The following is a 26,515-nucleotide window of genomic DNA, read 5'->3' on the forward strand; positions in this document are numbered from 1 at the left end:
TTAATTTACTTTGTTTCTTCCCCAAGCAAATACCCCACTGAAACCTCTAACGCCTTCGCAATTATCACCACTTCATAATCCTGAACAAGACGATATTGACCCTCAAGACGGGAAAGGCTAGTCTGACTGATATCCAAACCAAGTGTTTGCAGTCTGGCGAGGAATTCTCGTTGTTTAATGCCTTTACTTTTACGGATAGTTACGACTCGGGAGCCTATGATGTTTTTGTCGCCAGGTGGTTCTTGTCTATGCTTCATTATGTACACCCCTCATTTCAACCAAATTGTATGAGAAATAATGGTTGTTTTAATGCGGATATCGAATTAAAATAAAATAAACCGATAATCGCATTAAAATTGACTACTCACGTCTAGTCTTAACAAGACATGGCGTAGTTAAGACCCATCAGAGAGGTGGATGTATGAGCCGGTTGCTTGACTTATTGGAAGAGGAACGGCGCAAGCTTAATCAGCTTGGTGAGGCATCCTTGAAGCAAGCGATTCCGTTGTGGGACAATCCCGAGGTTCAGGAACAGAGCCGAAGGGTGGATGAACTGGTGGCCCAAGTGAGTGAGATGAAGGCGAGACATAACCGAGTTGTACGATGATGAGTGAGGTACATAATGCGTGGGGAGGAGAAAGAATGGATTTTCCATCGTGGATGCAACAAGCGATTCAGGCAAGGCTAGATGAAGTATCTGCCCGAATCGAGCATGACCCTGTATTGAGTCGTGTACGTGAGGAAAAGGACGAAGCGTTCGAAGGGTTGTTTGCTGGTAAGGATATCGAGCAGACACCTGAATATGCTGAGTGGGAGAGCCGACTCATTATCAGCAGAGGAGTAGAGAATGAGCGGTTATACATGCAAGGGCTGAGGGATGGCATTCAACTCACAGTATCCTTGCTAGGTGTGTCGATGCCGGAGGAGATTGATACGAAGGCTTGATGCACTAACGCGAACGCATAAGCCAGGAGGAGCGGCCTAATCTCTAACTAAATAAAACCAGCCGAAGCGTATATCTTACCGCTTCGGCTGGTTTTGTTTACTCTTTATTTTCCAAAATCCAATTCTTATTTCGCACTTACCGACTTAAACCATTCATTCACTTCTTGCGTGATCTGATCTCCGCCATTGGATTTCCAGTTGGCGACGAATTGGTCAAAGGCATCAACTGGCAGTTTGCCGTAGATGATTTTGTTGAAGGTTTCCATCTCGGACTGACGGAGCAGGTTCCATTTGGATACCATGGTTGGTGTGGCCGCGCCAGTAAAGTAGTTTTGTTTACGGATGTCGATCTGGGACATAACCACTTTACCTGCATACCAGTTTTCCGGTTTACGGAATTCGGCCATTTGTTTCTCGTAAGGTGTTTCAGGCTTCTCGCCGTTGGCCAGCTTCACGAGTGTTTTCATGTACAGATCCGGGATACGTGCTGGGCCGGTCAGGAAAGGGAATTCGTTGGAGAAGTCTTTGATCTTCTCTTTGTCACTGGTCGGTTGTCCGTCAATGATATCCCAGTCGTAACCTTTGGCGAAGCCGTATTCATACTCACTGCCCGCTTTCGGGTTAGCCAGGTTATCGAGCAAGTAGTTGTAGTACAGGAAGATGGCTTCTGGATGCTTCGCATCCTTGTTGATCATGATACTTGCGTTGACACCAGAGTTCTGCCACTTCGTACCGATCTTGCCGTCTGGGCCAGCTGGAACAGGGTAAGCTTTATACTTTGAGCCAGGTACGTTCTTCAGCAGGTCAGGTGCAGGCCAGTCCGGTACCCAGTTTGCGCCAGGCAGAATGCCCGCTTTGCCAGCTGTCCAGCTTTCAGCGGATTTGCCTTCGTCCCACAGAGCGGAGTCAGCGTGGATATAACCTTTATCCATCCATTCAGCCAGCTTGGCAAGGGCTTGTTTGGCACCCGGGTTAACGGAGCCGTACTCGAGGTTGCCGTTTGCGTCTTTGTTCCATTGCTCCTCGATTGTGCCGTATGCCCCGAACAACCAGTCGAGCTGACCCATCCAGGTGTTGGTGTTATTTTTCAGCGAGATCGCCAGAGGGAATACTTTGTCTGGAGATAGACCGTCCGGGTTCTCGTTCTTGAATTTGTCCATGATGTTCTCAAGATCTGCAATGGTTTTCGGAGCTTCCAGTTTCAGCTTCTCCATCCAGTCCTCGCGGAGCCAGAGCAGTGTATCGTCGTTATCGGTGTACTCCATGATCGGCATGTTGTATTTCTTGCCGTCCTTGGTAAACGGATACCATAGCTCAGGATGTGCTGCTGCGTGATCTTTCAGGGTCTGACTCGCGTACTTGTCGAACAACTCATCGATGGCGATGAATTGACCGGAGTCGATCAGCTGATTAGTCAGTACCGCATTGGTGGGTACGGATACAAAATCAGGCAGCTTTTCGCCAGAGGCGATAGCCAGTTGCAGCTTTTGTCTGTATTGATCGTCATTGGCCGGATACCAAGTATCTTTATGCTTCATACCCAGCGTTTCGAGCATCCAGCGATCGTGCACGTTATTTTCTTTGGTATCTCCTTGCACGTATTTCTTCGGCATTAATACCGAACTGAACTCGATCGGTGGGTCATATTTTCCTTTAGCAAAAGCAGCTTCTGCTTCAGCTGAGCCGACAGTTCCCGGCGTATTATTGGTACCATTGTCACTGGCTGTCTCGCCACTGCCGCACGCAGTGATCGTGATGAGCGCGATAACCATGAGCAGTGACCACCATGTTTTGAATTTGATCATTGTTCAATCCCCCTACGGTGTATGATCTTTACAATGTAACTGTACCAATTTGGGCGGGAGGGCATCTATATGAGTTTGTTAGTTTTGATAGGACTCTATTAGTGAATGTTCAAATGAATGTTCAAATGAAGTTCAAAAAATTCGGTTTTCAGTACCGAGAAGATGGGATAAAGCTAGAAATGGAGTAGCGGAGCGTAGGCAAACTACGTGAGCAACGGACATTTCGGCTGAATTCCATATTCGATGCTGATGATGCCGTGAGGCATCCTTCGTAATCAAAAGCGGATTTTTTGAACAACCTCTAAGATGTTATTTGTGCTGGTCTCTGTATTCCTGCGGCGTAACGCCAAACTGGCGCTTGAACACTTTGATAAAATAAGCCGGGTCCATATAACCAATCTCCATGCTGATTTCGTACACTTTTTTGGTGGTCGTTACCAGCTTGTGGCAGGCACGATCCATGCGCAGGCGCGAGATATAATCACTAATGCCTTCGCCCGTTTCGATCTTATAGATCTTGGACAAATGTGTCGGGTGCAGATTGACATGGTCAGCGAGCACACGCAAAGACACATCCAGATGCAGGTTCTTATCTGTAAAATCCTGAATCTTCTTCACATACTCGGAACGGATGTCCTTGATCTCGTTGGACGTGCCTTCCTTGAGTTTGCCCAGCACACTGAGTGACCATTTCCGCAATTTGCTGATGGTGGCGAAAACTTCCCCACTTTGCAAACCCTCGACATCATTTCCCATTAAAGTGGTCAGAGTCAGCTTGTTCCGGTGGGCAATATTGGTGAACGAAGCCGTAATGAGAAAACCAGCCTCCATGCAGTGCTCCCATGATTCTGACCATTTCTCATCCAGCTCAGCGCAGACCGCGAGGATTTTCTCTTCGGCAGCATCCCACTGTCCGCTCTCTAGCAAACTAATGAAGGTGGGCGGCGTGTACAGTACATCCAAGGGACCTTGTGCCGCAGGTGTCTCGACATCGCTGACACGCATGACAAATTCGCGTTCATCGCCAACGATCTGCCGGAAATAGGCGGAAGCCTGACGGAAGCGATCGTAGAGCTGATCCGGAAAGGTGAACCACTCGGTGATAACGATGGAGAGGGAGCCTTTCAGAAATTGTTTTACTTTAGATTGGAGCTGAATCGATAGCTTCTCCAGAATGGTTTCTTTGCCAATATCGCCTTTCCGATCTTTCAGCTGAAGCAAAAATACCAGATATCCGTGCTCCTCCTTGACGCCCCACACTTCCGTAAACTCACCTATAATCTCTTCTGCCATATTGATGATCGCATATTCGATCAGGGTCTGATCGTTGCTGTCATAGTGTCCGAATTCTTCTTCCAAACGAACCAACATTAATGCGGCATCACCGGTGTGAAAGGGTAGATCGTAATTGGCGAGCTTCCGATCCCATTCGGCAGCGGCGATTCGTTGTCCCTGCAACGCCCCTAGGAGCAGTCGCCCCCGCAAATGGGGTAGATTCTCTCGCAACGTAAACTGCGTTCGTGTCAATGAACTGACGAGCGCCCATTCGTTATTCAATTGATCGATGGCTTTCTGGACAGCGCCCATTAATTCATCGTCAGTGGGTGGCTTCAGCAGATAGTCTACGGCCTCGAACTGGATGGCTTTTTTGGCGTAATCAAATTCGGAATACCCGGATAACAGAATACATTTTATTTTTTTGTCCCGGATGCGGATGCGTTCGATCAGTTCAATGCCTGTCATTTCAGGCATCTGAATGTCTGAGATCACGATATCGATGGGGTGCGTGTCGATCATTTGTAGTGCTTCGTGTGCCGAGTATGCTTTATGCACATGTTCGATCCCCAGGGTGTGCCATGGCTTGGTCATGGACAGGTTATCGACCCAGTGTGCTTCATCGTCTACGATCATCATTTGCATGTTTGTATTGTCTCCTTGGTGGTTGAACGCAGACATCTGTACACTTGCCACTCCGATGACAGAACAACCTTCCGATCGCTGTTATCCCCAGATTTATTGAATGAGTTTTATAATGTGTAAATCTGGTGATAGCTTATGCTTCCGATGTAGCTTTCTTTCAGAAAGCTTTCAGGCGAGCACTCCGTTTCTTCAGGTTTTTTCTGTCCTCTGCGTTATCGTGTACGTGATCTTGTTCAAAATTAAATCGTCAACTTATCGTTCGTATCGTATCAATTTGTATCGGTATTTCCTCTATCGGAATCGTCGTCCTCTTTCGGTATCTCCCAGATAATCTCGGTTCGGAATCCGCCAAGTGGGGATGGGCCGAATAGGAGGTAGGAGTGACTACCGAACAGGTGCGTGATTCGTTGGTACGTATTCCAAAGGCCGCAGCCCATTTCTTCTTGTAAAGGTTCCTGCATTTTCAAGTTCAGTGCTTCGTACTGTTCTGGGCTTAAGCCAGGACCATCGTCGTCGATGTATATTCTGCCAAAACCATTCAAGCGCTCCCCGGTAATTCGAATCTCCCCGGAAGAATAGGACTTCGCCACGCCGTGTATGACGGAATTCTCGACCATCGGTTGAAGCATTAATCGTGGCACCGACTGGGCAAGCATATCCTCAGGGATATCGATGTGATACTCAATGCGACCATTGCGCAGCTTCTGAATGTCGAGATAGTTGATCAGCAGCTTGATCTCTTCTTGTAGCGACGACGTCTCCCGTTCCATACGGGTGGTGTAGCGATAATACGCACTTAGGTTATGCGCCATGGAGACCACGGCTTGCTCGTCTTTCATCTGGGCCATGTTGATGATATAACCTAGACAATTATATAGGAAATGTGGATTGATCTGCGCTTGTAATTGCTTCAGCGTAGCTTCCCTGGCTCTAATTTTCTCATGGAACACATTCTCGATCAGATCCTGAATCTGATGGGACATATCGTTGAATCGGCGGAACAGGAATGAGAACTCATTCTGGTTTTTGCTATACAGTCGGACAGAATAATCCCCTTGCTCTACACGGCGTAAACCTTTGATCAGCTTTTTGATCGGATATTGAACATTCCGGTACAGCAGGATTGAAGCAGAGATGCCCACAACCAGCAGCAAAATCATACAGGTGTAGAACAGATTCTGACTCAGCGAGATAGGTTTCAAAATCTGATACAGTGGGATCACATCCACCAGATGCCAATCCAGATAAGTGGACTTCACAGAGCTAACCAAATAGTTTTTCCCGTTCAGCTTCACGACATCTTGTGTGGTGTCTTCCGGGGAATGCGTATCCAGATACTGAATGAGTTCTGCGGATAATTGCTTGTCCGCGCTGCGATTGAGAATGGGTGAATTTCCTTTGTGATACAAGAAAGGATCGCCTTGTCCGCCCGCTTTATACGTATCCAGCATATTTTGAATGTTCTCATAACTGAAGCTGGCTTCAATCACCAGATTACTTCCCGTGAGCATCCCCGGCTGTGCCAAGGAATCGGTATAGAACCAATAGAAGGAATTTAGTTCATCCTCTGATACGGCTCCCTGATCCCCATAGGTCCATCGTCCACTCATGTTCTTTTTCAAATAATCCTCATCATATCCTGTCGTTTGGTTGTAGTTGGCGATGACATCCTCATTCTGCTGTGAATGCACCGCATATCGGGTGGGCCATATATCCGTAACGCCGGTTTGCAGCATCATCTTCTCTTGTATCACATAACGGGTCTGCATCCGGTCGTACCGATCATCCCACATATTGAGGCCGTTGAATGCTCTGACATTTGGATCTCGGGAGAGAATCAGGCTGAAATCCATCATCTGGTTGATGCGGGAGTCGATCTGACTGGACAGAAACGTGAGCTGTTTCGTGTTGGAGATCTGCAGTTCCTTGCTGACGACATCATAGGTGACGTTATTCGAGTAGGTGTACATGATTAGAATGGGGATGAACAAGACCACAATTAACAAGTTTATTTTGGCAAAAAGACTGAATGGGGATCGAGTCTTGCCTGGAAATAGGTTTAAGCGCTTCCATATATGCATAAAAAGTCTCCTTCAAATTCATGTGTAAACAACCTCTTCCGATGATACCCTAACAAAACACTATCAAGCCTAACAATGTTATATAGTCAGACCTCAGAATGGCTTGATACTATTTATATCAGAGAACCCGATCACACACAAAAACTTTTTTTGGGAACAGGAGAAGCGCTATGGAGGCTAAATTGGAGGGTAAGCGGATCCCACAGGCAAACGTTGGGAACAAGCTGGATAAAAAGAGAAAAAAACGCTACAAACAGCCATGGATTCTGCACTTTATGGTGTTGCCGGCGGCCATTATGGTCTTTATATTTTCATACATTCCGATGTCCGGGATTTTGATGGCATTTCAAGATTATAAACCTGCACTGGGATTTTTCAATTCCGAATGGGTGGGACTGAAGCACTTCAGGTACATGTGGGAAAATGATTATTTCCTGCAAATTACGTGGAACACGTTGTTCTTTGCCTGTTCCAAGATTGTCATGAACCTGATTATTCCGTTTGTATTCGCCTTATTACTTAATGAGGTACGGAAGATGGCGCTGAAAAGAACGATTCAAACGCTCGTGTATCTTCCTCACTTTCTGTCCTGGGTTACACTATCTGGCATTCTGATCGACATTCTGGCCCAGACGGGTATTGTCAATCAGTTCCTGGTTTCGGTATTCGGCATCAAGCCGATCTTCTTCCTGGGGGATGGCAGCTGGTTCCGATTCACGATTATTGCGAGTGATGTCTGGAAAGAGTTTGGATTCAACACAATCATCTTCCTCGCGGCACTGTCCGGCATTAACCCGTCACTCTATGAAGCGGCTGAAGTGGATGGAGCAGGACGCTGGAAACAAACGATGTATATTACCATCCCGGCACTTATTCCCATTGGGATCGTAATCGCAACCCTGGCACTGGGGAATGTGCTTAACGCCAACTTTGACCAGATCTTTAACTTATATAGTCCGTTGATTTATCAACAAGGAGATATTATCGATACGTTTGTGTACAGAGAAGGTCTGCTTAGTGGGCAGTTCAGTTTCGCTACCGCTGTGAATCTGTTCAAATCGGTCATCAGCCTGATCCTGATTGTGATCTCGTACCGACTGGCTTACCGATTCGCCGGATATCGAATTTTCTAGAAAGGATGACGAACCCATGTATCATAAAACGATGCCTTACCGCATATTCAGCATATTCAACAATGTGTTATTGACCATCCTTTCACTGCTCTGCTTGCTGCCTTTGTATCACTTACTCATGGTATCACTTAGCGCATCTGCACCTGCAAATGCTGGTCTCGTAACGTTCTGGCCAATTGGATTTACACTGGAGGCGTATGCGAAGACATTTGCTAATACCAACTTCCTCTCCTCCTTATGGGTATCTGTGGAGCGGACGGTACTCGGTACTGGACTTGCATTAATTGTTAATACGATTGCAGCCTATGCGCTTTCCAAAGAGACGCGGGTGTTCCGCGCACGTAACATCTATCTGTGGTATTTTGTCATCACGATGCTGTTCAGCGGTGGCCTCATTCCGGGGTATATCCTGATTCTGAAGCTGGGACTGATGAACACTTTGCTGGCCTTGATCCTGCCGGGATTGGTTGCGGTGTTCAACATCATTCTGTTGCTGAATTTCTTCCGTACCGTTCCGAAGGATCTGGAGGAAGCTGCATTTATCGATGGCGCAGGTCACTTTCAGACGTTTATCAAAATCTATCTGCCTGTCTCGGTACCCGTTATTGCAACGGTTTCGCTCTTCATGATGGTTGGGCATTGGAACGCGTATTTCGACGGGATCATCTACATCCGTGATGCGGAAAAACTTCCACTCGCGACATTCATGCAGACGATCATTGTGCAGGCCGACATGTCGAAGCTTGATCCGGAAGCAGTTGCGAACCTGTCCCAACGGACGATTCGGGCTTCGCAGATCTTTATTAGCGCGCTGCCGATCCTGCTTGTGTATCCATTCCTGCAACGGTACTTTGTTACTGGGATCGTGGTTGGTGCTGTGAAGGAGTAGTTGAATGTAGGGGTTAGAATAGGGTTGTGAAAAAGGAGTCACTGAACTGGGGAAGGCCAGGGAGGTGGCTTCTTTTTGTGTAATGTGAAACATGTGTATATCACCTTTATTTGAATAAAATGGTAAGATAGAAACAATGAAAGAGATATCCTTTTTCATTTATATAGAGTTGTGTACGAAGTGTAGAAGTTATGATGGTTACCCTAGAAAATTTTCCAAACAATAGCTTGACCCAACGTTAAACTCATTCATTTTGCGTGAAAGGAGAAATATCAATGATTCAAGATTACAACTCGTGGTCCGTTTGTATATCAAGTGACTTTGAATTGAATTTTTTGATCTATGTAGCGAGTGCGTATGGCCTTCTTAAAGAGCAGATCAATGAGCAAAATGCGTGGCCGTCCAGGCAAATGGTAGAATCAGATCAACTTCATCAAAAACTAGAAGTACAATGGAAATCGTTCTGGGGTCGTAGCATTCAGAAAAAAGCTCATAAAAATAATAATTATGCATCATTTATTCTAGGATTGCCTAATTTTGAGTTAGTTGAACAACAAGAATTAAGAGAAGCATTTGTTAATCTATGGCCATCATTTATTAGTTGGTGGAACATGCCTGCAGGTGGTCAAAATGCTATGCAGTACTGGGAGAGCAAACCCGATCTTATACGTTATATTCAAGAATTTGAAAATGAAGTGGGTAGAAAAATTAAAACATTTCATTTAAATATTGATTTAATCTATATGGGCTCTAATGAGCCGATTGAAGTGAATGAAGAATATATTATTATGCCAATCAGAATTGAATACTTATTGAAGAAGGACTGGTGGATAAGTAGATTTAAAGAACGGTATTAACCTTGTAACTGCGAGTCTACATAGATTAATGGAGGGATCAATATGCTTCCTTTTCAAGTTAATGAATCCATTGAAATAAAATTAATACACCCGAAAGAACGAGATGAGTTGTATGTGTTAATTGATGAGAATAGAACACATCTTCGAGAGTGGTTGCTCTGGGTAGATAAACGACAATCACCAAGCGACTTAGATTCAATTATAGAGATGTGGACACAACATTATGAAGATCGAAACGGATTTGACGCGGGGATATGGTTTAATCATAAATTGGTTGGGATGATCGGATTACATTACATCGATTGGAAGAACAAAGCAACCAGTATTGGATATTTTTTAGCTGAGCCAGATCAAGGAAAAGGGATTATTACGAAGTCAATTAAAGCACTACTTCATGTTCTGTTTTCTGAATTAAAGTTAAACCGAGTCATTATTCAATGTGCAGAGAATAACCATAGAAGCAGGGCGATACCCGAAAGAATGGGTTTCTCAAACGAAGGTATTTCCCGAGAAGCGCAATGGATTTACGATCATTATGAGAATATCGTGACGTATAGTATGTTAGCTAATGAGTGGCATAATAAATTATGTGAGACCTGAGTTTTATAAAATCGGACTAGGGTAAGGCTTTGTTTAGCCGTTGCCTACACTATGCGTCCCCTGCTATAATTTCGATATATCTATCGTATTGGGGGTTATGACGTGGCAATATGGATGATGCCGGATTGCTCGTTCGCTAGAAAGCCTTACGCAAAGCCTGAATAGGGGCGGACTTTGTGTAGGGCGCGACAAAATGAGATTGTTTGCCCTGGAATCAACATCAACATAATGTTACATCCCGCAGGCTTTGCACCTTACTTTATTTTCTTAATAAATATAAGGGGCTGAAAGCCATGCAAACACCATTTATTCAGAATCATCAATTTAATTATATTCAAAAACAAGCTGATTTCCTGCTCAAAACGCTACGATCGGTTGTGGATCCCAAAGTATTGGAAACCGTCCGTTATACGGTCGGCACAAATGCGGTGAGCATCTTCAGTGAACTCACTTCGGAGCAGAAGCAACTGCTGGAGCAGTTATCCACGTATGAGACGACACATGAATTGCAGACGTATCTGAACCGGCTGCAATCATATCTGATTCCATATCCGCAAGTATCAGCGAAGCAGATTCAGAAGTTGTTTCCTAAGGCGAAGAAGCTTAAATTGCCGGATCTGGAGTTAGTCGATTACGCACGTACTACCTATCTGAGATGGACTGACATTGCGACGAGCCGTTTGTTCATCGTGTACCCGTATGAAGGCAGATTGCTCGGTATTGAGGGACGGATTACACCCACGAACAAAAAAGGGTACTGCATGTTCTGTCATCGTCATCAGGAGCTGGGATTCTTCAACGTGAAGACCAAGGCTCATTCGCCGGATAACTTTTCTTCCATTGCCCAGTACGTATGCACGGATAACGCAGCTTGCAACCATAGCATCACCGATATCACTATGCTGGAGAAGTTTCTTCTCTCGACAGTAAAATAATGCAAGACACACAGGCAGGGTCGCTCTTCGGAGCGACCTTTTTGCCGTGTTCAAGTTAGTGATTCGCCATTGAACGTACCACAAAACTTCAGAATTCATAGTCGGGTCATACCTTTTTTCTCATACGATCATGGAGTCGGAATATCGTTGGCATAGTTCAGTCCCAAGTGATGTGCATGGTTCAGCAGTGCCTCATAATGCTCAGGCTTGGATTCCAACGTTTCATATAAAAACTCAACCCTCGATTGGGACACGCCGCAGTAATCGGCAATCCCCACATTGAGCAGGTTGGCGATCGATTGACCATAGTTGCGCTTCTGCACCTGTTCTTCCGTCACACCCGAAAGAGCGATCCACAATATCTGCTGATGAGGGAGCTTGTTCGCGCCGTAAGCAAATCCGTTGTTCATGACACGATCCACATAACCTTTCAGCATGGCTGGCAGATGCCACCACCAGAGAGGAAACACAAAAGCCACAGCATCGTGTTTCTTCAACCGCTCCATCTCCGTCTCAACCTCAGGCGAGAATACCTGATTTACTTGGGTATAGTCCGGTTCATCCAACTCTCGGAGAATCGGGTCGAAGCCAATCCCATGCAAATCCAATATCTCATAACCGTGACCAGCCTCGGCAAGGCCTTGTACGAAACGATCGGCAACCTGGAAGGTCAGGGAATCCTTTCTCGGGTGGGACACTACAACGAGTACGTTCATCTTAACTTTCACTACCTTTCTACATTGCGGTCTTGTAGCCATAAATCAATGGCTGATGCTATTATAAACAGGTATGAAAACATCTGGAAGTACGCACTTTGATGTTCTATAGGAAGAATGAAGTGCCATAGGAACATTAAAGTACCCTAAATTCATGCCTCGAAATGGGCTTAAATAATGGAAAAAAGAGCAGCAAAAAGATTATATTTTCACTTGGGATACAGCCTGATTATGGAGGGGTTCAAAAATGACGGAACATGGAGAAACGAGCGCTACAAAAAAATATAAAGTAGGCGTGGAAGCGGCCTTGGAAGTGATGGGCGGGAAGTGGAAACCTTTGATTATTTATCACTTGATGACCGGACGGAAACGCACGTCAGAGCTTCGACGATTAATCCCCGACATTACGCAGAAGATGCTGACAACACAGCTCAGAGGTCTGGAAAAGGATGAGATTGTACAGCGCAAGGTATATTCGGAGGTACCTCCGAAAGTGGAATATGAGTTAACGGACTACGGTTGGGGATTAAAACCTGCTCTGGACCATTTGTGCTATTGGGGAGAAGAGCATCTGGAGAAGGTGCACGGGGATAAGTTCAAGGTTCTGGAGGACTTCGATTCTGAAGAAAAGGGGGTGAGAAATTGAATGGTGCAGAGCACGTGAAACAGGCAGTCCCCATTCGTTGTGAAGGCGTGGCTGTAGTTCTGTTGAAGAAGAGCCTCGAACAATACCGTGTACTGATGCTAAAGCGGGCTGGCCGTATGTTGCATAACGAGTGGTGTTATGTTGGCGGCGGTATAGAAAAGGGCGAGAAAGCGTGGAAAGCTGCACTCAGAGAAGTTTACGAGGAGACAGGTATTACGGAAGTCCGTTTGTATTCTGCCAACCAATTCGAACAATATTATTCACCCATGGAGGAGTATATCTATATTGCTCCCGTATTCGTAGGATATGTGGATGAAGACCAGCCTGTCCGGATAAATCATGAACATACGGAGTACCAATGGATGACGTTTGACGAAGCCAAAGAAAATGCGGCATTGCCCGGAATTGATGACATTTTAGATTTTGTTGAAAAGCATTTTGCTAAGAAAGCCCCTTCCGAGTGGCTTCGGATTAATGGAGAGAATGATTAGGAGGTGGAACTCATCACATACAAGACGATTTATCCAAGAGCATGGTTGAACCTACTATGTATGTTGGTCATTGAAGCTATACTTTTCAGAAATGATATTTACGATGAAAACGGTATTCTGAAGTACTCCCTGATCGTTATATTGACCTTTATTCTGGGTTATATCGTTTTCCTGCTCTGGCGTTTATTTTTCACTAAACCCAGTATTACGCTGGAAAGCGATCATGTGATTTCTATGAAACATCAGAGATATGATGCATCTCAGATTGAGTGTATTTATATGAATTACAGACGGATTGGCATCAAACTCTATGGTAAACGGTTAGTGCCGATGGATCTATGTTTTTATTTTCAACGAGGTCAGGAGTCCGCAGGCGTAGAAGCTGTGCATGAATGGGCGGCGCGAAACGACAAAGAGATCAAACATAAATTGTTTCAAACCGTGGGGTAGAACAGTGCGTTCGTGAATATAAGGAATCGTTGAGGTTGAAGATTTTGGAGGAGTAGCGATGCAAACAATCGAGCAATTTCTAACGAGATCGATCTGAAGTGGTCGAGGTGTTAGAATTTACGAGATCTGTTATCGCTAATATGATCATTGAATATGATATTGTCAAAAATTATCCTAAACCATGAACAGCTTATTTTAAACGAACACGAATTCCAAGTGTGGCTAAACTCTCGTCACAAATTAAAAAGGTCTATGCTTCAATAGCAAAGTAGATTCTAAAAATCAGCAGGAGAGATGCCCATGAGATATCTAACGAAAGAATGGTATGAGCTGTGTCAGCAGACACATCTTCATTTTGGTTTAAGAGTACATAACGGAGCATACGAGTTCGATGAGAATCTATTTTTAAGGCTCTATAAAAGAAAGGAAAAAGCGCATGTGAAGCAGGAGCGAGAGCTATATAACTTGGACCCACGTTACATGCTGGAGCATGATGGTCAAGTACTTACTCGCGTAGACAAAGCTTTCAGTGGCGAAGAAGTGACAGAAGAGGATCAGATCGTTTATCACATGCCTCCGGAAGAACGAGCGCATATCGAGAAACGCATTGCAGAATATGATGTACGACCTCCTTTTGATGAGAAGAAATGCAAGGAAGAGTACAAAGAATCAATGGAGTGGAATATCCAATACAAGACGGAGAATTTGCCACAGGAAATCGTTGAACAAATTGCGGATATTCGTGTATTTACGCTGGGATATTGCACGAGAGAAGTTATGCGCAAGTTGAAGAAACAGAGTGCGGAGAATAGAAGAGAGATGGAACGCGTATCAGATGAATATAGGGAAGATATTGTGGCACAGGATATTCCCTACGACATTTACAGCCAGATTCAATTTCATGATTGTACGGTAACGGAATTACTAACGGGAGAGGAAGTGGTCATTCGTTTTGACACCCGTGGGGGCTTCACCAACATAAATAAACTTACGCTGGTTGCACCCGAAATCATCAAGCAAGAAGGTAAGATTGTAGGCAGTTACTGGCTGTATCAAGAGCTGTATCGGATCGATAACGGATATGAGCTTCATGTTCTATTTGATGGAGAAAATATGCCTGAATTGATTGTTCGCTGTGCTGACATTCTTGTAGAGGAAGAGTGAGGCGGATTTCATATTGAATGAGAAGGAAGAAGCCATCGAAAATACATTTGGTACGGCGGGTATACAATAAGAAGGAAGTTGGAGGAAATAGAGATGGAATGGACCACCAGTACCTTTGGTTATTTATCTATTCCCGTGTTTGTCGTTGGCGTTGCATTTTACTTCTTTCCTGACCTTTTATACAAAATATTTGTTCTGATGAGATATCGAAAAATCAAACCAAATAGCGAGTTCGAAGATAACCCACCCAATAGCGATATTCCTGAATTTATAGAAGTGATCTTAAAGGTACTAGGCACCATTATGGTTATCCTAGGGATGATATGGTTTTGGTTTTCAGAAGAGTTTTACGACTTATTATTTTGACAGCATGGAGTTGAACAACAATATGGAATTTTTCTGGGCTTTAATCGTATCACTAATAAGTTTTATTGTGGTTCTTATCATTGCTGCAATTGTACGTTATGCGATAGATTCATCCAAAACATCGAAAAAGCTGGATCTACTAATCAAAGAAGTGCACTATCTGAAAACTGAAATTAAAAAACAGCAACACCATAAGCAGCAAGATGACAGCAAACATATTATTGACGAGAAAGTATAGATGAACGACTTGAAATTTTTTCTGAGAAAGGAACAGACCATGTTGAAACCACAGGGGAACGTACAAGCTGTTTTTATAGACAGAGATGGAACAATCGGTGGTACAGGTCATTTTATTCATCCGAGAGATTTCAGATTATACCCAAATGCTCGAGAAGCAATTATGCATTTAAAACGAGAAGGAATTTTGGTGCTGGCTTTTACTAATCAATACCGAATTTCACGTGGAGAAGCAAGTGTTGAGGATTTTGAAGAGCAATTTCTCGAGTACGGATTCGATCACTCCTATATATGTCCGCATGAGCAAGAATGCAGCTGCAGAAAGCCTAAACCCGGAATGTTATTACAGGCCTCAGAGGAACACGGTCTGGATTTATCCAAATGCATAGTTATTGGAGATGTAGGAGATACAGACATGCTTGCTGCCCATGCCGTAGGAGCGACCAAGATCATGGTGAGAACAGGCTGGGGGGAATCTTCATTAACCAAATTCAGAGACAAATGGACGGAGACCGAACCTGATTATATCGCAGAGGATATTTGGGATGCAGTACAATGGATCATTCATGGAAGGGAATTCAGAAAATAAAAGACAGGAGGTAACTGTGTATGGGCATGTCAGACTATTACAAAAACCTGAGGGACAAGATCGGCAACGAGCTTATTTTTATGCCGGGTGTAGCTGGGATTATCCGAAATGAACAAGGGGAGATTCTGTTCGGTCGTAAACATAACGAATCAACCTGGGGGCTCATTGCTGGAGCAATCGAACTTGGTGAGACACCGGCGCAAGCGATGGTAAGAGAGGCACAGGAAGAGACAGGTTTGGTTGTTGAACCCGAGAAGATTATCGGAGTATACGGGGGTGAAGCAAGTCGGTTTACATACAGCAATGGTCATCAGGTCGAATATTTGACTATCGTATTTGAATGCAGGATCAAATCTGGACAACTCACACCAAATAATGAAGAGATGAAGGATCTGCAATTTTTCCCCGAGGATCAGCTTCCACCCTTTGCAAACCAGTACCCGGATTATATTTTTAGTTCCAATCAAGAGAAACGAGCGCATTTTGAAAAATAATTCAGTGAGGAATTTGGAGTCTAAAAGTTACCTTGTGTTTACCAAATGAATCAAGATCCTAGATATATGAGGAGAACCATATGTTAATCAATCCAACGATTAATGAGATCAATAACTTATTCAAGATGCATCATATTAACGAAGTAATCACTGGAATTCAAAGTTTGTCAGGTACCACTGCTGGACGTGTTTATCGGTTGAGTACGAGTCTGAATAAGTATTATATTCTGAAATCAGATGAACCCGAACAGATTCACATCGCCCAGCAGTTTTTGGACACGTATAAAAATTCTCCGTTATTGCCTGAAGTTTTGTTGACTGATCCCGATAACACTTATTTTATTTATACGTATATGGAAGGCACGACCCATTTCAACCGGGGACAAAAAATGAATGGAAACGAATAAGCGAAGAATTTTGAAATAGGAATGCTTTCATCCTAGAGAAATAGGATCGATTTTATTGCCATTTGAATATTGGGAGCGTGATCTACATCGTATTGACATCAGCAATCGTATTCTCCATCCTGATTCTGATCGTTATTCTCTTTCAGGTTGCTTTAGCTGCGGGTATGCCATGGGGAGAATATGCGATGGGTGGGAAGTTTCCCGGGAAATACCCAATATCCATGCGTTTTGCTTGCTTGTTTCAGATCGCAATTCTATCCTTCCTTGCTTTAGTTGTTCTAAGTAAATCGGGACTGCTCTTGCCTGGATGGTCTGCATTTGCAGATATAACGATCTGGTTTATTGTGGCGTATTTGGTGCTAGGGACGATATTGAATCTGATTACGAGAAGTGTATGGGAACGAAGAATCTGGGCGCCCGTAACTATACTACTGCTAATAACCAGTATAATCATCGCCATTTCATAACAATGAGTAACTGCGAAATATCCAAAGCTGAAGCCCTGGTATGTATGCCAAAGGGCGCTTTTAACAGTTACCGGGTGTCATTTACATAGAGAAGATTAACGGAGAGGGGAGGCTTTATTGTGCCGATATACTACATTGCAGCAGGTTTACTGATTGTTGCAGCCTATATGGTTTGGCGTAAGCTCAGGATATTCCGTCCAGCAGGAGGCCGCAGGAAGCAGACGAAAGTGACGTACAGACGCAAAAAAGTACCTTTGAATCTTGGACTTCGTGAAGAAATTTCGTATCAGCAAACCATTCAACAATTAGAAAAAAGCTTCAATAAGCATTTTGCCAACAAACTCAAGCTCCGTATTCAACAGGAACATCCTCACATGAAAACGTTGGAGTATCGGTGGAAACTGATAGAGCTAAAGCGATACTTTATTATGGCTTCTTTGCTTAAGCAGGTGCCGATGTTCAGTGATGAGGTAGATGAATTGTGGCATGAAATGCTGATGTTCACGAAATCCTACGCTGACTTTTGTACAGAATTTATGGGTTCCACGGTACATCATGAGCCGGCAATCACCCGCCGCGAAACGCCAGGAGCACGTGCCTGGTTTGACTGGGTGTATTGTCAATTATTCGAATTCACTCCCTACAGTGCCGCAATTTGGGGTGATTTCTTCAGCTATCCAATCTCCAGTGATGTGCAGAAACTGATCGCACAGGGAGATCAATCTGAAATGGTGAAGCAACTTTTTCATGCCAGACGTATGCAGGAGGATTCGGAAGCTGCACAGGTAATTACCAACTTGATTGAAAAACTTCAAAGTTCGGCCAGTCTAAGTGAAAAAGAGCTATCCTTTCAATCCTCCGGTACGAGCGATGTGGGTCTCATCATGGCGAGCGCCATGGTGTACCATTCCATGCATCATGATGCGACATATGGGGTGCACATGGCCCGGCTGGAGCAAGAAATTCTTCCACAGGAAAAGACAGCCTATGGTGCTTCGTCAAGCAGTGGTTGTACAAGCAGTTCCAGCTGTTATGCGGATCATTGCACAGACAGTAGTGGTTCCTCGGGAGGTTTCCGGTTCCTCCTCAGGATCATCATCCGACTCTTCTTGCAGTTCATCCAGCTGTTCATCTTGTGGCGGTGGTGGGGATTGAATAAACAAAACGCAATGAGTGAGGAAACCTGATCGACTTGGTGAATCAGAAACAGACTGCAAATGAAACTTGCAGTCTGTTTCTGATTTCTGCCAGATCGTATCATCACCCGATTCTGATGGAGATGAACACTGGCAAAACGTTGCTCAAGCGTTTCCTAGTTCCTTTCGCTTCTTTGCATACTCCGCAGTTGCGGTAAACAGCACATCGGAAGAGGAGTTCAGAGCCGTTTCGGATGAGTCCTGCAGCACACCGATAATAAAACCGACGCCAACGACCTGGATCGCAACTTCATTCGGAATGCCGAACAAGCTGCACGCCATCGGAATGAGTAAGAGCGAGCCGCCAGCAACGCCAGAAGTACCTGCTGCAGACACGGCCGATAGAAGACTGAGAATAAGCGCGGTACCGATATCGACTTCAATGCCGAGGGTATGAACGGCAGCCAGCGTCAAAACCGAAATGGTAACCGCAGCGCCCCCCATATTAATTGTCGCGCCTAACGGAATCGATACAGAATAGGTATCAGGATCCAGCTTCATCTTTTCACACATTTTCATATTAATCGGAATATTGGCAGCGGAACTGCGTGTGAAGAATGCAGTGACCCCGCTTTCTCTCAAGCAGCTAAAGACGAGCGGATATGGATTGCGGCGAATGGCCACATATACAATTAGCGGGTTTACCACTAAAGCAATAAACAGCATACATCCAACCAGAACAAGAAGTAATCTTCCATAATCAAGCAGGGATGCAAGTCCGTTGGCTGTAATGGATTCATATACTAGTCCCATGATCCCCAGCGGTGCGAGGTTAATGACCCATTTGACGATCAGGGATACAGCATCCGAGAAATTGGATAACATGTTCTTGGTGCTGTCCTTGGCATTCTTCAAAGCGACACCGAGAAGAATGCCCCAGGCAAGAATTCCAATATAGTTGGCATTCATCAGAGCACTGATCGGGTTATCGACGACATTAAGCAGTAACGTTTGAAGAACTTCTGCAATCCCGCCGGGGGGAGTCAGACCTTCAGTTCCTTCTATAAGGGACAGATTGACTGGAAAGAGAAAGCTTGCGACGACGGCAGTCAGACCTGCCAAAAAAGTGCTTACTACATAGAGCAGAATAATCGTTTTCATGTTCGTCGGACGGCCCTTTTTATGCTGAGAGATAGCCGCGATCACGAGAAGAAAGACTAAGATAGGTGCAACCGCTTTTAGCGCAGATACGAATAAGGAACCAAACATGCCGATTCCGGCCGCATGGGGAAAAGATAAAGCGAGAATAACCCCTACTACAATTCCTGCAAGTATTCGTTTAACCAAACTAAATTGGTTCCATTTGTTCAGCAATGTAATCATGATATCCCTCCGGATTGAAAATGGAAAAACTTACTCACTTCACAGCGGTGAAGCGTTTTGCGTTTAGATATTAGTTTACCATGAAATAATCCCTTTGCAATGAAAAATATTGCGTCCTGTCGGATTTATATAAGGCTGTAATCTCTCTTGTGGTTAAGTAATCCATGAATAGCAGTGTAAGGATTAATGTTGCGGTACAACAATAGGACGCTCCCTTCAGGTGGGGAGCGTCCTATTATGTTTTTGTGGGATCGGTAAATCCCAAAATCTCAATGATGATGATGCGCATGGGCATCCGGTGTGTCGCCTTTCACGGTACATAGTACTGAGGTATCGTGCAGATGTTTTTCAGACTCCACTTGGAGCGTTACATGTTTGATTTCTTTATGTTCCAGCATATGTTCAATCTTCTGAACCAGGATCTCGGATGCATAGACATCCATCATTCCATCCACCACAATATGAGCGGTCAACGCATTCAGGTTACTGGTAATGGACCAGACATGCACATCGTGTACGCCTTTGACGCCATCGACTTGTTTGATGGTCCGCACCAGTTCATTCACATCGACATTGGCCGGAGTGCCTTCCATCAAGATGTGCAGGGACGATTTGGTGACATAGAACCCACTACGCAATACCAACGCCGCGACAATTACACTCGCAAGTGGATCGGCCCAACCCCAGCCAAAGAACATCATGAGCAGCGCCGCCGCAATGGCCCCGATAGATCCCAACATGTCACTGATGACATGGAGATAAGCACCGCGCATATTCAGGTTATTCTCCGTATCGCTACCACGCATCATGATCCAGGCCACCAGAATATTGATGAGCAATCCAATGACGCTGATGATTAACATGCCTACGGTTGCGACTTCTGGCGGGTGGATAAAACGCCCAATCGCTTCGTAGAAAATGTAGAGCGCAATGGCGATTAACGTTATTCCGTTTAAAGTAGCGGCCAGAATTTCAAATCTTCTGTAGCCGTACGTCTTACCAGTATTCACTGCTTTTTCACCAAAAGTGAACGCCAGTAAAGCGATCCCGAGTGCAATGGAGTCTGACAGCATATGACCTGCATCCGAGATTAGCGCGAGACTGTTGGTGATGAATCCACCAATGGCTTCAACGATCATATAGAGGGTAATAATAATGAAGGAAAACAGCAGCACTTTCTTGTTATTGGTGGTGTGAGCGTGGTTGTGTCCATGATCGTGCCCATGGTTATGACTGTGATGATGTCCGGACATATAAAATCCTCTCCTTTGGAGCCTTGCTCCGTTATGTAATATGATTTCTAGTGTGACTACAAATGAATATATGAGCGTTTGTTCATATGTTATGGTTTTATTATAGTTGCGCCTCATAATAGTGTCAACCAGATTCATGGAAATATAAACATGGCCGCGGTGTTTCCGGGAATGTGTGCTGGCGGATAAGATTGCTTTTATGCTACCATCTGTGCAGGATCAAAGTGAGCTGTACTCGCTACATAGAAGGGCGGACAACTATTATGAAACATCTGTTGCTGGCAGACGATGATGCCAATATTCGAGCACTCCTGCGGCATGTCATGACCAAGGAAGGATATCGGGTCCATGAAGCGCAGGATGGACTGGAAGCGGTCAAACTGATGCAAGAAACGCCAATCGATCTGGCGATCTTAGATGTGATGATGCCCGGTATGGATGGACTGGAGTTATGTGATTTCATTCGGCAGCACTACGATATTCCAATCATGCTATTGACGGCACGAGATCAGCTATCTGACAAGAGAGATGGTTATTTGAAAGGAACAGATGAATATGTGACCAAGCCGTTTGAACCGGAAGAATTAGTCTATCGGGTAAAGGCGTTATTTCGTCGGTACCATCGCACATCCAGCGATATCATCCGGATGAACCGGATCGTCATTGACCGTAACAATGTGGAGGTTACCGATGGGAAATCCATTCTCTTTTTGCCGATGAAAGAATTTGAATTACTCTCACAGCTTGCGCAGTTCCCGGGCCGTTTGTTCTCGCGTGATGAACTCATTCGGCTCGTATGGGGAGCAGATTACGAAGGAGATGACCGTACCGTTGATGTGCACATTAAGCGGCTGCGTGATCGGTTTGCCGAATATACGGACGATTTCGTCATCCAGACTGTGCGAGGGATTGGTTACAAGATGGAGGTGAAAGTACCTTGAGGACCTTGTACGTCCGGGTATTTCTCATTACGATTGCGGTGATTATGGTCAGCGGCATGTTGGGTTTTCTTTTGTCGAATATCTACTATCATGCAAAGCTCAAGGATTTCAATGATGAGAAGCTGGTGGGCATTGCGACGCAAATGAAGCAATTTGTGGAGCAGCAACCCGGCACAATGGAGCAGTATTTGAACAATGCCGCCGCACTCGGGTACGAAATCTATGTGACAGATGGAAAGGGCAGCGACCGATTCTACGGCCGCGAATTTCGAGAGAAAGATCTGGACAAGCAAGCTGTAGAACTGGTGCTGAATGGTGAGGTATACCATGGTGTCGCTCAGTTTCCGAGTAAACCGTTCATTACCGGTTTCTTCGATAATCAATTAAGTAACACCGTGGGTGTTCATCTGCAACTGGGCAATGCCAATTACGCTCTCTTTATGCGCCCGGATGTAATTCTGCAATTCGGTGAGCTGCGGATCTTTTTTGCGCTGATTGGAGCACTCACGATAGGCATTAGTATTCTGATCTTTCTGATCAGTACCCGCTATCTGGTCAATCCGATTGAACGTCTGTCTGAGGCGACCAAGCGGATTGCGCAAGGAAAATATAATCTGAAATTGCCTACCGCAAGGCGGGATGAGATTGGACAGCTGGCCCAGCATTTCATGACCATGAGTCGTGAATTGGAGAGGGTCGATCAGGCGCGGCAGCAGTTTGTATCCAACGTATCCCATGAGATTCAATCGCCGCTGACCTCGATTCAGGGTTTTGCCCAATTGGTGGCGGATCGGGATCTGCCTGAACAGGAACGGGAGCACTATGCATCGATCATTGAGGAGGAGAGTCGTCATCTCTCTTTGCTCAGCAAACAACTGCTTCTCCTGTCCTCCCTTGAACAAGGCAACGAAGATCTGACCAAAGTGAAGTTCTCTTTGCGAGCTCAATTCCGGCAAGCGGTTCAGGTGCTGCAATGGCAACTTGAAGAAAAAGAACTGCTGCTTCGGATTTCGGTACCCGAATCCATCCAGCTAGTCGGCAATGAAGTGCTGCTCATGCAGGTGTGGATGAATCTGCTGGGCAATGCGGTGAATCATCTGCCACAGGGAAGAAGCATCGAGATTCATGCCGAGCAGACGGATACCCAATGTATGATTCAGATTCGGGATACAGGAGACGGGATTGCTGCGGATCATCTGCCTTTCCTGTTTGATCGATTCTATCGGGTGGACCGTGCGCGGGAACGTTCTTCCGGACGAACGGGACTTGGACTTGCCATTGTGCAGAAAATTATCCGAATTCATGACGGTACCATCGAGGTTTCCAGTTCGCCTGAGGGCACGGTCTTTACCGTGACACTTCCGCAGATGTAATCTGTTATTCATTTGCCGTTCATTTTCGCCTCCTATACTTGGGTTATCAAGAGGGAGGTCACAGAACATGTACTTGGCTATTCGGGAAATGAGGTATGCCAAAGGGCGGTATGCCTTAATTGCTACAATCATGGTGCTGGTTTCATTTCTGGTACTGTTTGTTACAGGTCTTGCACAGGGGCTGGCGTATGATAACGCAGCTTCGGTCAAAAATATGGCAGCAACCCACTTTGTACTGGAACAGGATTCGAATCATCGATTTACCCGCTCACAAGTGGATCAGGATCAACTTAATCAAGCTCGCTCCGCGGTAGGGCAAGAGAACGCTGAGCCACTGGGTGTGAAAATGACAACTGTCAGTCCAACGGGCGATACAAAAAAGATCGATGTTACGCTGTTCATGGTGAACCCGGAAGGTTGGCTTGCTCCAACGGTTACTGAAGGATCTCCGGTTACGGATCAGACAAACGGGCAGGTTGTGGTGGACCACAAGCTGTCTGAATCCGGCGTCACGATTGGCACCGTCCTGGTCGATCAAGCCTCGGGAACGGAGTGGACCGTCGGTGGATTTGTACAAAATGAGTCCTTTAGTCACTCTCCGGTGGTGTTCCTGAATGAACAGGAATGGCTCGCACTCCAGGGAAGTTCACGAACTTCGCAAGGTTCAGCAGACACCAATGCCAATGCTCCGATATACAATGCTATTGCGATTAAAGGTGCTGGAGAGCAGGTAGACCGCCTGAGTGCTGCATTGTCTAATGCGGAAGTCATTACGAAGTCGGATGCCGTATCGGCCATTCCTGGATACAAAGAAGAGCAGGGATCGTTGCTCATGATGATCGCTTTTCTATATGTCATCTCGGCGTTTGTGCTTGCGGTGTTCTTCTATGTCATCACCATTCAGAAAACCAGTCAGTTCGGCATATTGAAAGCCATCGGAACGCGGAATGGTTATCTGGCGGGTAGTGTTTCTTTACAAGTATTGATCCTGTCGGTTGGTAGTCTGCTGATTAGCGTGCTGTTGGTTCGACTGTTCGAGTCCATCTTGCCAGCATCAATGCCGTTTCAATTAGGTTTGTCCACCCTCGCACTGACCTGTGTATTATTCATACTCATGTCTGTGGCGGGCTCGTTATTCTCGGTGTGGAAGGTTACCAAAATTGATGCACTTGATGCGATTGGGAGGACTGCAGCATGAGAAACCGACTGGTATTACAGGGAATTACACAGACCTTTGAAGATGGTGGCAGTAAACGCACGATTCTGGACAAGTTGGACCTTGAGGTAGCTGAAGGTGAACTTGTGGCTGTGATGGGGCCTTCCGGCTCGGGCAAAAGTACATTCTTGTCCATTGCTGGTGCACTTCTTGAACCAACGGAAGGACAGGTTTTGCTGGACGGAGCGAGTGTTATGGGCAAAAGCAAACAAGATATATCCGATGTACGGCTTCAGCAGCTTGGTTTTATATTTCAAAGTGCCAATCTCATTCCGTATCTGAAAGTAGAAGAACAACTCATGGTCGTTGCAAAGCTCGCCGGAACGGATAAAAACAAGGCGGAGAAACGAGTGGATGAGCTATTGGATACGGTAGGGTTGACCCATCGGCGGAAGGCGTATGCCGAGAAGCTGTCTGGCGGGGAACGTCAGCGGGTCGCCATTGCACGGGCCTTGATGAACGATCCGGCTGTCCTGCTCGCGGATGAACCAACAGCCAGCCTGGATGCGGAACGTGGGCTGGATATTGTCGGCATGATTGCACGGCTCGTGAAAGAGCAGGGCAAGAGTGCAGTGATGGTTACGCATGATGAGCGGATCTTGCCGCTCTGTAGCCGGGTTCTTTTTTTGGAAAACGGAAAGCTGGTGCAGCATTAGAAGGAGAATGGTCTGAGAGTCTGGAGACAATATTGATCCAAGGCTTAAGGGCAGAGAGTGTAAGATGAGGGTCACGTATTCCCGGTGGGAAAGTGGCCTTTTTTCTGTGTTTTCGACTATAATTGGAAGAATAGTGGAATTGGATAGAGAGGAAAGGATGCAGATGAGCAGCTTGAATGCAGAACAATTCCCGGCACTGAGTACGTCGATTCATTGGGGGATTATAAACGACATCGTGGATGAAAAGCTGGTGAGTAATATTAGCATCATTCCATTTGTCGGGGATCAATGTGTTGTCTTCCAACTGGATAATGGAGCCTGGGAGCTGCCTGGGGGGACGCTTGAAGCCGGTGAGCATTACATGGATGGACTGAAACGCGAACTGATGGAGGAACTTGGGGCAGAAATGCGGTCCTATCAGATCTTTGGCCAATTCTATTGCACATCAGGTGCGTTGGAACCGTATCGAGCGCATATCCCGCATCCCCATTTTGTACGAATCATCGGATATGGAGATGTTGAACTTGTTGCTGATCCGCTGAATCCGGAGGATGGTGAGCAGGTGGTTGCAGTTGAAGTGGTAGAGATCGACGAGGCGATCCGAAGATTCCAGGAACAGAACAGATATGACATTGCGGAGATGTACAAACTGGCTTATGTGCTGCGCGAAGAAGCTAAATAGTATTTTTATAAAATAGAAGAAGCAGGATTCTGAATAAAAAAGGGTATCAACTTATTTAATAAACTTTGCCTTGGGAGTGATATCTTATGCAGGAACTTTTTAAGAAGATCATCAATACAGAAGTCAAACCCGTATTTGCCAAACACGGCTATTCCAAGAAAAATCTGAATTTCTACAAAGCGGATGGAAACCTCACATATAAGTTCAACATTCAAAGAGCAAAGTATAACACCAGTAGTCAAGTCCAGTTTTATGTTAATTGTGGTGTTCATTCCACCGAACTTGCGGAGTTGCATTCCGTTGGAATGAATGGAGACATATTGGAGTACATATCTCATTTTACCTGCCGAATCAGAGCAATAGCCCCTTCCGCTCCGGCCCACTATACCTTAACGCCTGATATCGATCCAGACGCTTTATCGAAAGAACTGGTGTCATATTTGGAAGAGGGCATGTCATTCCTACACTCGCTAACAGGGGCCAGAGATATAGTCCATTATTATATGGACAAGACAGCGCTACATTTAAGCGAAGTAACCTTCCGCTTCCTGCTAAAAGCCGGCGATACGGAAGAAGCCAAGCATTATTTACAGCAACTGCACGCCAAATACGGAGCCGAAAAGCGCTGGACGATATTAGAAAAGAAATATGCAGCCGTTTTTGCCGAGTACGGAATGTAATCT

The 26,515-nt window shown here is 45.3% G+C and carries 31 protein-coding genes; 24 read left to right on the forward strand and 7 right to left on the reverse strand.

Going from position 1 to position 26,515, the window contains the following annotated elements; genetic code table 11:
• Positions 1–5 precede the first annotated feature (5 nt).
• A complete protein-coding gene (locus tag AC1S8V_RS07905) occupies positions 6–257 on the reverse strand; it encodes a helix-turn-helix domain-containing protein (RefSeq protein WP_482073148.1) in 252 nt (83 codons plus the stop codon).
• A gap of 164 nt (positions 258–421) precedes the next feature.
• On the opposite strand from AC1S8V_RS07905, the gene AC1S8V_RS07910 reads away from it, so the two are divergent.
• Both AC1S8V_RS07910 and AC1S8V_RS07915 read left to right on the forward strand, forming a co-directional pair.
• A complete protein-coding gene (locus tag AC1S8V_RS07910; protein ID WP_421898256.1) occupies positions 422–607 on the forward strand; it encodes an aspartyl-phosphate phosphatase Spo0E family protein in 186 nt (61 codons plus the stop codon).
• 35 nt (positions 608–642) lie between these two features.
• Positions 643–945, forward strand: a complete 303-nt coding sequence (locus tag AC1S8V_RS07915; RefSeq protein WP_482073149.1) for a hypothetical protein — start codon at positions 643–645, stop codon at positions 943–945.
• Positions 946–1,070: 125 nt separating this feature from the next.
• Here AC1S8V_RS07915 and AC1S8V_RS07920 read toward each other — a convergent pair whose 3' ends face one another.
• The 3 genes from AC1S8V_RS07920 to AC1S8V_RS07930 form a co-directional block, all read right to left on the reverse strand.
• The gene (locus AC1S8V_RS07920) at positions 1,071–2,750 is read right to left on the reverse strand and encodes a type 2 periplasmic-binding domain-containing protein (protein WP_482073150.1); all 1,680 of its coding nucleotides are present in this window, start codon (positions 2,748–2,750) and stop codon (positions 1,071–1,073) included.
• Between the two features lie 309 nt (positions 2,751–3,059).
• On the reverse strand, positions 3,060–4,670 hold the full coding sequence (locus AC1S8V_RS07925; RefSeq protein ID WP_482073151.1) for a response regulator transcription factor: 1,611 nt from the start codon (positions 4,668–4,670) through the stop codon (positions 3,060–3,062).
• 269 nt (positions 4,671–4,939) lie between these two features.
• Positions 4,940–6,751 carry a sensor histidine kinase gene (locus tag AC1S8V_RS07930; RefSeq protein ID WP_482073152.1) on the reverse strand — a complete coding sequence of 604 codons (1,812 nt, stop codon included), beginning with the start codon at positions 6,749–6,751 and terminating at the stop codon, positions 4,940–4,942.
• Between the two features lie 170 nt (positions 6,752–6,921).
• Here AC1S8V_RS07930 and AC1S8V_RS07935 point away from each other — a divergent pair, with 170 nt between their 5' ends.
• The 5 genes from AC1S8V_RS07935 to AC1S8V_RS07955 all read left to right on the forward strand — a co-directional run bounded on the left by AC1S8V_RS07935 (position 6,922) and on the right by AC1S8V_RS07955 (position 11,165).
• Positions 6,922–7,884 carry an ABC transporter permease gene (locus tag AC1S8V_RS07935; RefSeq protein WP_482073153.1) on the forward strand — a complete coding sequence of 321 codons (963 nt, stop codon included), beginning with the start codon at positions 6,922–6,924 and terminating at the stop codon, positions 7,882–7,884.
• Between the two features lie 16 nt (positions 7,885–7,900).
• Positions 7,901–8,773, forward strand: coding sequence for a carbohydrate ABC transporter permease (locus AC1S8V_RS07940; protein ID WP_169479013.1), 873 nt, complete (start codon positions 7,901–7,903; stop codon positions 8,771–8,773).
• A gap of 275 nt (positions 8,774–9,048) precedes the next feature.
• Positions 9,049–9,630, forward strand: coding sequence for a hypothetical protein (locus AC1S8V_RS07945; protein WP_482073154.1), 582 nt, complete (start codon positions 9,049–9,051; stop codon positions 9,628–9,630).
• 42 nt (positions 9,631–9,672) lie between these two features.
• Complete coding sequence (locus tag AC1S8V_RS07950) at positions 9,673–10,230, forward strand: GNAT family N-acetyltransferase (protein WP_482073155.1); 558 nt, start codon at positions 9,673–9,675, stop codon at positions 10,228–10,230.
• Between the two features lie 293 nt (positions 10,231–10,523).
• Complete coding sequence (locus AC1S8V_RS07955; RefSeq protein WP_482073156.1) at positions 10,524–11,165, forward strand: FusB/FusC family EF-G-binding protein; 642 nt, start codon at positions 10,524–10,526, stop codon at positions 11,163–11,165.
• 128 nt (positions 11,166–11,293) lie between these two features.
• On the opposite strand, the gene AC1S8V_RS07960 is transcribed toward AC1S8V_RS07955, so the two are convergent.
• Positions 11,294–11,881, reverse strand: coding sequence for an NAD(P)H oxidoreductase (locus AC1S8V_RS07960; protein ID WP_482073157.1), 588 nt, complete (start codon positions 11,879–11,881; stop codon positions 11,294–11,296).
• A gap of 247 nt (positions 11,882–12,128) precedes the next feature.
• On the opposite strand from AC1S8V_RS07960, the gene AC1S8V_RS07965 reads away from it, so the two are divergent.
• The 11 genes from AC1S8V_RS07965 to AC1S8V_RS08015 all read left to right on the forward strand — a co-directional run bounded on the left by AC1S8V_RS07965 (position 12,129) and on the right by AC1S8V_RS08015 (position 18,379).
• A complete protein-coding gene (locus AC1S8V_RS07965; protein ID WP_482073158.1) occupies positions 12,129–12,527 on the forward strand; it encodes a winged helix-turn-helix transcriptional regulator in 399 nt (132 codons plus the stop codon).
• Positions 12,524–13,018 carry an NUDIX hydrolase gene (locus AC1S8V_RS07970; protein WP_482073159.1) on the forward strand — a complete coding sequence of 165 codons (495 nt, stop codon included), beginning with the start codon at positions 12,524–12,526 and terminating at the stop codon, positions 13,016–13,018. The genes AC1S8V_RS07965 and AC1S8V_RS07970 overlap by 4 nt, the downstream gene beginning before the upstream one ends.
• 3 nt (positions 13,019–13,021) lie before the next feature.
• Positions 13,022–13,468 (forward strand): hypothetical protein, encoded by a 447-nt coding sequence (locus AC1S8V_RS07975; protein WP_482073160.1) that lies wholly within the window; start codon positions 13,022–13,024, stop codon positions 13,466–13,468.
• Between the two features lie 300 nt (positions 13,469–13,768).
• A complete protein-coding gene (locus AC1S8V_RS07980) occupies positions 13,769–14,632 on the forward strand; it encodes a DUF4085 family protein (protein WP_482073161.1) in 864 nt (287 codons plus the stop codon).
• 93 nt (positions 14,633–14,725) lie between these two features.
• Positions 14,726–14,998 carry a hypothetical protein gene (locus AC1S8V_RS07985; protein ID WP_482073162.1) on the forward strand — a complete coding sequence of 91 codons (273 nt, stop codon included), beginning with the start codon at positions 14,726–14,728 and terminating at the stop codon, positions 14,996–14,998.
• A 22-nt stretch (positions 14,999–15,020) separates the two neighbouring features.
• Positions 15,021–15,236, forward strand: a complete 216-nt coding sequence (locus tag AC1S8V_RS07990) for a hypothetical protein (protein WP_482073163.1) — start codon at positions 15,021–15,023, stop codon at positions 15,234–15,236.
• Positions 15,237–15,824, forward strand: a complete 588-nt coding sequence (locus AC1S8V_RS07995) for an HAD-IIIA family hydrolase (protein ID WP_482073164.1) — start codon at positions 15,237–15,239, stop codon at positions 15,822–15,824.
• A 20-nt stretch (positions 15,825–15,844) separates the two neighbouring features.
• Positions 15,845–16,318, forward strand: a complete 474-nt coding sequence (locus AC1S8V_RS08000) for an NUDIX domain-containing protein (protein WP_482073165.1) — start codon at positions 15,845–15,847, stop codon at positions 16,316–16,318.
• 80 nt (positions 16,319–16,398) lie between these two features.
• Positions 16,399–16,725, forward strand: coding sequence for a hypothetical protein (locus AC1S8V_RS08005; RefSeq protein ID WP_482073166.1), 327 nt, complete (start codon positions 16,399–16,401; stop codon positions 16,723–16,725).
• Positions 16,726–16,787: 62 nt separating this feature from the next.
• On the forward strand, positions 16,788–17,192 hold the full coding sequence (locus AC1S8V_RS08010) for a hypothetical protein (protein WP_482073167.1): 405 nt from the start codon (positions 16,788–16,790) through the stop codon (positions 17,190–17,192).
• A gap of 119 nt (positions 17,193–17,311) precedes the next feature.
• Complete coding sequence (locus AC1S8V_RS08015) at positions 17,312–18,379, forward strand: glycine-rich domain-containing protein (RefSeq protein ID WP_482073168.1); 1,068 nt, start codon at positions 17,312–17,314, stop codon at positions 18,377–18,379.
• A 114-nt stretch (positions 18,380–18,493) separates the two neighbouring features.
• On the opposite strand, the gene sstT is transcribed toward AC1S8V_RS08015, so the two are convergent.
• Positions 18,494–19,711 (reverse strand): serine/threonine transporter SstT, encoded by a 1,218-nt coding sequence (gene sstT, locus AC1S8V_RS08020; RefSeq protein WP_482073169.1) that lies wholly within the window; start codon positions 19,709–19,711, stop codon positions 18,494–18,496.
• A gap of 269 nt (positions 19,712–19,980) precedes the next feature.
• Positions 19,981–20,964 carry a cation diffusion facilitator family transporter gene (locus tag AC1S8V_RS08025; RefSeq protein WP_482073170.1) on the reverse strand — a complete coding sequence of 328 codons (984 nt, stop codon included), beginning with the start codon at positions 20,962–20,964 and terminating at the stop codon, positions 19,981–19,983.
• Between the two features lie 263 nt (positions 20,965–21,227).
• Here AC1S8V_RS08025 and AC1S8V_RS08030 point away from each other — a divergent pair, with 263 nt between their 5' ends.
• The 6 genes from AC1S8V_RS08030 (at position 21,228) to AC1S8V_RS08055 (ending at position 26,512) form a co-directional block, all read left to right on the forward strand.
• Entirely contained in the window at positions 21,228–21,905 is a 678-nt protein-coding gene (locus AC1S8V_RS08030) for a response regulator transcription factor (protein WP_482073171.1), read from the forward strand.
• Complete coding sequence (locus tag AC1S8V_RS08035; RefSeq protein ID WP_482073172.1) at positions 21,902–23,278, forward strand: sensor histidine kinase; 1,377 nt, start codon at positions 21,902–21,904, stop codon at positions 23,276–23,278. The genes AC1S8V_RS08030 and AC1S8V_RS08035 overlap by 4 nt, the downstream gene beginning before the upstream one ends.
• Positions 23,279–23,345: 67 nt before the next feature.
• Positions 23,346–24,476, forward strand: coding sequence for an ABC transporter permease (locus AC1S8V_RS08040; RefSeq protein ID WP_482073173.1), 1,131 nt, complete (start codon positions 23,346–23,348; stop codon positions 24,474–24,476).
• On the forward strand, positions 24,473–25,150 hold the full coding sequence (locus AC1S8V_RS08045) for an ABC transporter ATP-binding protein (protein WP_482073174.1): 678 nt from the start codon (positions 24,473–24,475) through the stop codon (positions 25,148–25,150). The genes AC1S8V_RS08040 and AC1S8V_RS08045 overlap by 4 nt, the downstream gene beginning before the upstream one ends.
• Before the next feature lie 163 nt (positions 25,151–25,313).
• Entirely contained in the window at positions 25,314–25,832 is a 519-nt protein-coding gene (locus AC1S8V_RS08050) for an NUDIX hydrolase (RefSeq protein WP_482073175.1), read from the forward strand.
• Positions 25,833–25,918: 86 nt separating this feature from the next.
• Positions 25,919–26,512 (forward strand): DUF4304 domain-containing protein, encoded by a 594-nt coding sequence (locus tag AC1S8V_RS08055; protein WP_482073176.1) that lies wholly within the window; start codon positions 25,919–25,921, stop codon positions 26,510–26,512.
• Positions 26,513–26,515 lie beyond the last annotated feature (3 nt).

The sequence above is a fragment of the Paenibacillus sp. B46(2026) genome (assembly GCF_056786355.1).

What these genes read in the sequence shown, in the direction of transcription:
- AC1S8V_RS07905 (WP_482073148.1), bottom strand. Translation starts at nt 257, where the DNA reads ATGAAGCATAGACAAGAACCACCTGGCGACAAAAACATCATAGGCTCC.
- AC1S8V_RS07910 (WP_421898256.1), top strand. Translation starts at nt 422, where the DNA reads ATGAGCCGGTTGCTTGACTTATTGGAAGAGGAACGGCGCAAGCTTAAT.
- AC1S8V_RS07915 (WP_482073149.1), top strand. Translation starts at nt 643, where the DNA reads ATGGATTTTCCATCGTGGATGCAACAAGCGATTCAGGCAAGGCTAGAT.
- AC1S8V_RS07920 (WP_482073150.1), bottom strand. Translation starts at nt 2,750, where the DNA reads ATGATCAAATTCAAAACATGGTGGTCACTGCTCATGGTTATCGCGCTC.
- AC1S8V_RS07925 (WP_482073151.1), bottom strand. Translation starts at nt 4,670, where the DNA reads ATGCAAATGATGATCGTAGACGATGAAGCACACTGGGTCGATAACCTG.
- AC1S8V_RS07930 (WP_482073152.1), bottom strand. Translation starts at nt 6,751, where the DNA reads ATGCATATATGGAAGCGCTTAAACCTATTTCCAGGCAAGACTCGATCC.
- AC1S8V_RS07935 (WP_482073153.1), top strand. Translation starts at nt 6,922, where the DNA reads ATGGAGGCTAAATTGGAGGGTAAGCGGATCCCACAGGCAAACGTTGGG.
- AC1S8V_RS07940 (WP_169479013.1), top strand. Translation starts at nt 7,901, where the DNA reads ATGTATCATAAAACGATGCCTTACCGCATATTCAGCATATTCAACAAT.
- AC1S8V_RS07945 (WP_482073154.1), top strand. Translation starts at nt 9,049, where the DNA reads ATGATTCAAGATTACAACTCGTGGTCCGTTTGTATATCAAGTGACTTT.
- AC1S8V_RS07950 (WP_482073155.1), top strand. Translation starts at nt 9,673, where the DNA reads ATGCTTCCTTTTCAAGTTAATGAATCCATTGAAATAAAATTAATACAC.
- AC1S8V_RS07955 (WP_482073156.1), top strand. Translation starts at nt 10,524, where the DNA reads ATGCAAACACCATTTATTCAGAATCATCAATTTAATTATATTCAAAAA.
- AC1S8V_RS07960 (WP_482073157.1), bottom strand. Translation starts at nt 11,881, where the DNA reads ATGAACGTACTCGTTGTAGTGTCCCACCCGAGAAAGGATTCCCTGACC.
- AC1S8V_RS07965 (WP_482073158.1), top strand. Translation starts at nt 12,129, where the DNA reads ATGACGGAACATGGAGAAACGAGCGCTACAAAAAAATATAAAGTAGGC.
- AC1S8V_RS07980 (WP_482073161.1), top strand. Translation starts at nt 13,769, where the DNA reads ATGAGATATCTAACGAAAGAATGGTATGAGCTGTGTCAGCAGACACAT.
- AC1S8V_RS07985 (WP_482073162.1), top strand. Translation starts at nt 14,726, where the DNA reads ATGGAATGGACCACCAGTACCTTTGGTTATTTATCTATTCCCGTGTTT.
- AC1S8V_RS07990 (WP_482073163.1), top strand. Translation starts at nt 15,021, where the DNA reads ATGGAATTTTTCTGGGCTTTAATCGTATCACTAATAAGTTTTATTGTG.
- AC1S8V_RS07995 (WP_482073164.1), top strand. Translation starts at nt 15,237, where the DNA reads ATGAACGACTTGAAATTTTTTCTGAGAAAGGAACAGACCATGTTGAAA.
- AC1S8V_RS08000 (WP_482073165.1), top strand. Translation starts at nt 15,845, where the DNA reads ATGGGCATGTCAGACTATTACAAAAACCTGAGGGACAAGATCGGCAAC.
- AC1S8V_RS08005 (WP_482073166.1), top strand. Translation starts at nt 16,399, where the DNA reads ATGTTAATCAATCCAACGATTAATGAGATCAATAACTTATTCAAGATG.
- sstT (WP_482073169.1), bottom strand. Translation starts at nt 19,711, where the DNA reads ATGATTACATTGCTGAACAAATGGAACCAATTTAGTTTGGTTAAACGA.
- AC1S8V_RS08025 (WP_482073170.1), bottom strand. Translation starts at nt 20,964, where the DNA reads ATGTCCGGACATCATCACAGTCATAACCATGGGCACGATCATGGACAC.
- AC1S8V_RS08030 (WP_482073171.1), top strand. Translation starts at nt 21,228, where the DNA reads ATGAAACATCTGTTGCTGGCAGACGATGATGCCAATATTCGAGCACTC.
- AC1S8V_RS08040 (WP_482073173.1), top strand. Translation starts at nt 23,346, where the DNA reads ATGTACTTGGCTATTCGGGAAATGAGGTATGCCAAAGGGCGGTATGCC.
- AC1S8V_RS08045 (WP_482073174.1), top strand. Translation starts at nt 24,473, where the DNA reads ATGAGAAACCGACTGGTATTACAGGGAATTACACAGACCTTTGAAGAT.
- AC1S8V_RS08050 (WP_482073175.1), top strand. Translation starts at nt 25,314, where the DNA reads ATGAGCAGCTTGAATGCAGAACAATTCCCGGCACTGAGTACGTCGATT.
- AC1S8V_RS08055 (WP_482073176.1), top strand. Translation starts at nt 25,919, where the DNA reads ATGCAGGAACTTTTTAAGAAGATCATCAATACAGAAGTCAAACCCGTA.